The organism is Croceitalea rosinachiae (assembly GCF_031846445.1).
In the GTDB taxonomy this organism is placed as follows: Bacteria; Bacteroidota; Bacteroidia; order Flavobacteriales; family Flavobacteriaceae; genus Croceitalea; species Croceitalea rosinachiae.
Genome location: NZ_JAVRHR010000012.1, coordinates 1 through 5,610, shown reverse-complemented (window position 1 = coordinate 5,610; position 5,610 = coordinate 1). Strand labels below are relative to the sequence as shown.

At 49.7% G+C, this 5,610-nt stretch carries 2 tRNA genes and 3 rRNA genes; all 5 read right to left on the bottom strand.

Annotated features, from left to right (window positions below):
- Positions 1-84: 84 nt before the first annotated feature.
- The 5 genes from rrf to RM706_RS16405 all read right to left on the bottom strand — a co-directional run bounded on the left by rrf (position 85) and on the right by RM706_RS16405 (position 5,375).
- Positions 85-196: ribosomal RNA gene (rrf, locus tag RM706_RS16425) — 5S ribosomal RNA — on the bottom strand.
- A gap of 181 nt (positions 197-377) precedes the next feature.
- A 23S ribosomal RNA gene (locus RM706_RS16420) occupies positions 378-3,194 on the bottom strand.
- Between the two features lie 298 nt (positions 3,195-3,492).
- Positions 3,493-3,566, bottom strand: a tRNA-Ala gene (locus tag RM706_RS16415).
- A gap of 96 nt (positions 3,567-3,662) precedes the next feature.
- Positions 3,663-3,736 (bottom strand) — tRNA-Ile (locus tag RM706_RS16410).
- A 117-nt stretch (positions 3,737-3,853) separates the two neighbouring features.
- Positions 3,854-5,375: ribosomal RNA gene (locus RM706_RS16405) — 16S ribosomal RNA — on the bottom strand.
- Together the 16S, 23S and 5S rRNA genes with 2 tRNA genes alongside form the textbook arrangement of a ribosomal RNA operon.
- Positions 5,376-5,610 lie beyond the last annotated feature (235 nt).

Genomic DNA, 5,610 nt, shown 5'->3' with positions numbered 1-5,610 from the left:
TTCCCATCTCTTAAATTTATGGTATAAAAAAAGCCCCTTTCTTAATGGAAAGGGGCTTTAAACATCAAATTGGATTTGATGCGAAGAAGGCGGCGACCTACTCTCCCACTTGGTGTAGCAGTACCATCGGCGCAAACGGGCTTAACTTCCCTGTTCGGGATGGGAAGGGGTGAACCCCGTCGCCATGGCCACCTAAATCTTTCCCTGAACTTGTTTCAGGGGCTCTTTAGCTGGTTCGAACATGTCGGAACCGGCTTTGGGCAATATCTTAACATAATGGGACAAAAGTAAAAAGAAGGTACTTCAAGCAAGTAGTGTTCAAATATATAATGAATGGTAAATACCGTCCATGACGGACTTAAGAACTTCCGAGGGGCGTGCGCAAGCATACGGACAATTAGTACCGCTCGGCTACGGACATTGCTGCCCTTGCACCTACGGCCTATCAACGTGGTCATCTCCCACGATCCTTTAAAGAAATCCCATCTTGCGGCGGGTTTCGCGCTTATATGCTTTCAGCGCTTATCCCATCCCGACATAGCTACCCAGCAATGCTCCTGGCGGAACAACTGGTGCACCAGCGGTCGGTCCAACTCGGTCCTCTCGTACTAGAGTCAGATCCGCTCAAATTTCTAACGCCCGCAGTAGATAGAGACCGAACTGTCTCACGACGTTCTGAACCCAGCTCGCGTGCCACTTTAATGGGCGAACAGCCCAACCCTTGGGACCTTCTCCAGCCCCAGGATGTGACGAGCCGACATCGAGGTGCCAAACCCCCCCGTCGATATGAGCTCTTGGGGGAGATCAGCCTGTTATCCCCGGCGTACCTTTTATCCTTTGAGCGATGGCCCTTCCATGCGGAACCACCGGATCACTATGCTCTAGTTTCCTACCTGATCGACCTGTATGTCTCTCAGTCAAGCGCCCTTGTGCCATTGCACTCTGCACACGATTGCCAACCGTATTGAGGGCACCTTTAGAAGCCTCCGTTACTCTTTTGGAGGCGACCACCCCAGTCAAACTACCCACCACGCACTGTTCCTTCCTTAGAAGGTTAGGCTTCAGACAAGCAAAGGCTGGTATTTCAACAATGACTCCACCACACCTGGCGATGCAGCTTCAAAGTCTCCCAGCTATCCTACACATTGCTTGACCGAAGTCAATACGAAGCTATAGTAAAGGTGCACGGGGTCTTTTCGTCCCACTGCGGGTAACCGGCATCTTCACCGATACTACAATTTCACCGAGCTCATGGCCGAGACAGTGTCCAGATCGTTGCACCATTCGTGCAGGTCGGAACTTACCCGACAAGGAATTTCGCTACCTTAGGACCGTTATAGTTACGGCCGCCGTTTACCGGGGCTTCAGTTCAATGCTTCACCTTACGGATAACATCTCCCTTTAACCTTCCGGCACCGGGCAGGTGTCAGGCCATATACATCGTCTTTCGACTTGGCATAGCCCTGTGTTTTTGATAAACAGTCGCCTGGACCTCTTCACTGCGGCCCCCCATAAGGGGGCGACCCTTCTCCCGAAGTTACGGGTCTATTTTGCCTAGTTCCTTAGCCATGAATCTCTCGAGCGCCTTAGAATACTCATCCCAACCACCTGTGTCGGTTTACGGTACGGGCTGCAATAATCGCTTTTCTTGGAGGCATCTACGCTGGATTATCGACGTGGCCGTGGCCTTGTCGTACTATCGCTTGCGCTTCAACGTGCTATTCCGTCAGCACGCACCAACTCCGATGCCCCGTCACTTTTAACTTATTGCAGGTACGGGAATATTAACCCGTTGTCCATCCACTGCCCCTTCCGGGTTCGCGTTAGGTCCCGACTGACCCCCAGCTGATTAGCATAGCTGGGGAAACCTTGGTCTTTCGGCGTGCGGGTTTCTCGCCCGCATTATCGTTACTTATGCCTACATTTTCGTTTGTAGCTCCTCCAGCATCCCTCGCAGGTACACCTTCAACGGCACTACAATGCTCCCCTACCACTAATAAATTAGTCCATAGCTTCGGTGGTGTGCTTATGCCCGATCATTATCCATGCGGAACCGCTCGACCAGTGAGCTGTTACGCACTCTTTAAATGAATGGCTGCTTCCAAGCCAACATCCTGGCTGTCAATGCAGTTCCACCGCGTTTTGTCAACTTAGCACACACTTGGGGACCTTAGCTGATGGTCCGGGTTCTTTCCCTCTCGGACATGGACCTTAGCACCCATGCCCTCACTGCATACAAACATTTTATAGCATTCGGAGTTTGTCAGGAATTGGTAGGCGGTGAAGCCCCCGCATCCAATCAGTAGCTCTACCTCTATAAAACTATGTATACGCTGCACCTAAATGCATTTCGGGGAGTACGAGCTATTTCCGAGCTTGATTGGCCTTTCACCCCTACCCACAGGTCATCCCAAGACTTTTCAACGTCAACGGGTTCGGTCCTCCACTTTGGGTTAACAAAGCTTCAACCTGCCCATGGGTAGATCGCACGGTTTCGCGTCTACTACTACTAACTATGGCGCCCTGTTCAGACTCGCTTTCGCTACGGCTCCGGACCTTAAATCCTTAACCTTGCTAGTAAAAGTAACTCGTAGGCTCATTATGCAAAAGGCACGCCGTCACCCATAAGGGCTCCGACCGCTTGTAAGCGTATGGTTTCAGGATCTTTTTCACTCCCTTATTCAGGGTTCTTTTCACCTTTCCCTCACGGTACTGGTTCACTATCGGTCTCTCAGGAGTATTTAGCCTTGACGGATGGTCCCGCCAGATTCACACAGGGTTTCACGTGCCCCGCGCTACTCAGGATACCACTATCTTTAATACGCCTTGCCTATACCGGGCTATCACCGTCTATGGCCGCTCTTTCCAAAGCGTTCTAGTTCGTTGTACAAAGAACATTGTGGTCCTACAACCCCAAAATTGCCGAAACAACTTTGGTTTGGGCTAATCCGCGTTCGCTCGCCACTACTAACGGAATCACTTTTGTTTTCTCTTCCTCCGCCTACTTAGATGTTTCAGTTCAGCGGGTTCGCTTCCTTTCGGATACTATGCCTTCAACATAGTGGGTTGCCCCATTCGGAGATCCACGGATCAACACTCGTGTGCAGTTCCCCGTGGCTTTTCGCAGCTTATCACGTCCTTCTTCGCCTCTGAGAGCCTAGGCATTCCCCATACGCCCTTAATTTGCTTGTCGCACTATATCCCTTGATATATGTGCCCTCTCGTAATCCTTAATATTACTTATTCTTAAATGTATTCTATTCTACTACTTAAGTTTCTTCTTTTGACTTATTATAAATGACTCGTGTCTTTATAATATGTCCCAATATGTCAATGAACGTTGTGCAAGATCTTCTCTTATCGGAGTAGCTTGCGCTGCTCCTCAAACTTCAATCTTGAGAATGCATTAAAAGAACCTTATCTCAGAAACATCAAAAAGCAAGCTTCTTTTGTTTCCTTCAATTTCGATCCTACTTTTTAAAGCATCCATCGTGGAGAATATCGGAGTCGAACCGATGACCTCCTGCGTGCAAGGCAGGCGCTCTAGCCAGCTGAGCTAATCCCCCAATTACTAGTCGTTAGTAATCAGTAGTCAGTAGTCAGTACTTGACTACCACCCAACTCCTAGAATTTCCTTCAATATTTCAATTATATGAACGTTGTAGTCTCAGGCAGACTCGAACTGCCGACCTCTACATTATCAGTGTAGCGCTCTAACCAGCTGAGCTATGAGACTGTCTTGGCCTGTTTACAACAGTACACAATATCTTAACAACATATCGATAGACAACATAAAAGAGTGTGAACCACCCTTCTTCCAAAGAACAGGGCCGATCAGGCGCATCGTCTCTAGAAAGGAGGTGTTCCAGCCGCACCTTCCGGTACGGCTACCTTGTTACGACTTAGCCCTAGTTACCGATTTTGCCCTAGGCCGCTCCTTACGGTGACGGACTTCAGGCACTCCCAGCTTCCATGGCTTGACGGGCGGTGTGTACAAGGCCCGGGAACGTATTCACCGGATCATGGCTGATATCCGATTACTAGCGATTCCAGCTTCACGGGGTCGAGTTGCAGACCCCGATCCGAACTGTGACCGGTTTTATAGATCCGCGCCCACTTGCGTGGTGGCTTCCCTCTGTACCGGCCATTGTAGCACGTGTGTGGCCCAGGACGTAAGGGCCGTGATGATTTGACGTCATCCCCACCTTCCTCACGGTTTGCACCGGCAGTCCCGTTAGAGTCCCCATCTTTAAATGCTGGCAACTAACGGTAGGGGTTGCGCTCGTTATAGGACTTAACCTGACACCTCACGGCACGAGCTGACGACAACCATGCAGCACCTTGTAGATGGTCCGAAGAAAAAGCTATCTCTAGCTTATGCAATCTACATTTAAGCCCTGGTAAGGTTCCTCGCGTATCATCGAATTAAACCACATGCTCCACCGCTTGTGCGGGCCCCCGTCAATTCCTTTGAGTTTCATTCTTGCGAACGTACTCCCCAGGTGGGATACTTATCACTTTCGCTTGGCCGCCGAGACCGAAGTCCCGACAGCTAGTATCCATCGTTTACGGCGTGGACTACCGGGGTATCTAATCCCGTTCGCTCCCCACGCTTTCGTCCATCAGTGTCAGTATATAGTTAGTCACCTGCCTTCGCGATCGGTGTTCTATGTGATATCTATGCATTTCACCGCTACACCACATGTTCCGGCAACTCCACTATAACTCAAGACCTGCAGTATCAAAGGCAATTTTATGGTTGAGCCACAAACTTTCACCTCTGACTTACAGGCCCACCTACGGACCCTTTAAACCCAATGATTCCGGATAACGCTCGGACCCTCCGTATTACCGCGGCTGCTGGCACGGAGTTAGCCGGTCCTTATTCTTACGGTACCGTCAGCTGTCCACACGTGGACAGGTTTCTTCCCGTATAAAAGCAGTTTACAACCCATAGGGCCGTCATCCTGCACGCGGCATGGCTGGATCAGAGTCTCCTCCATTGTCCAATATTCCTCACTGCTGCCTCCCGTAGGAGTCTGGTCCGTGTCTCAGTACCAGTGTGGGGGATCCCCCTCTCAGGGCCCCTAACCATCGCTGCCTTGGTGAGCCGTTACCTCACCAACTAACTAATGGTACGCATGGCCATCTTTGTCCGATAAATCTTTAATCACATTATCATGCAATAATGCGATACCATGGGGCATTAATCCAAATTTCTCTGGGCTATTCCCCTGACAAAGGTAGGTTCCATACGCGTTCCGCACCCGTGCGCCGGTCGTCAGCAAGTGCAAGCACCTCTGTTACCCCTCGACTTGCATGTGTTAGGCCTGCCGCTAGCGTTCATCCTGAGCCAGGATCAAACTCTTCATTGTTGATCGTTAAATATCTCGCGATACCTACATCAACCCCTCTAAGCTCTTTGACTTCAAAATGGTTCTTTAATAATTCTCTTTTACGCTGTCTATTACAATATGTATATGAACTTCTTTAATCAAATCCCATCGAAAAAAAAGAACCCATAAAAGGCCCCCGTTTCCTCCGAAATCACACTCGCATCATCTGCAAAGCGGGTGCAAATATAAAAACCTTTTTCTAACTCAACAAAAC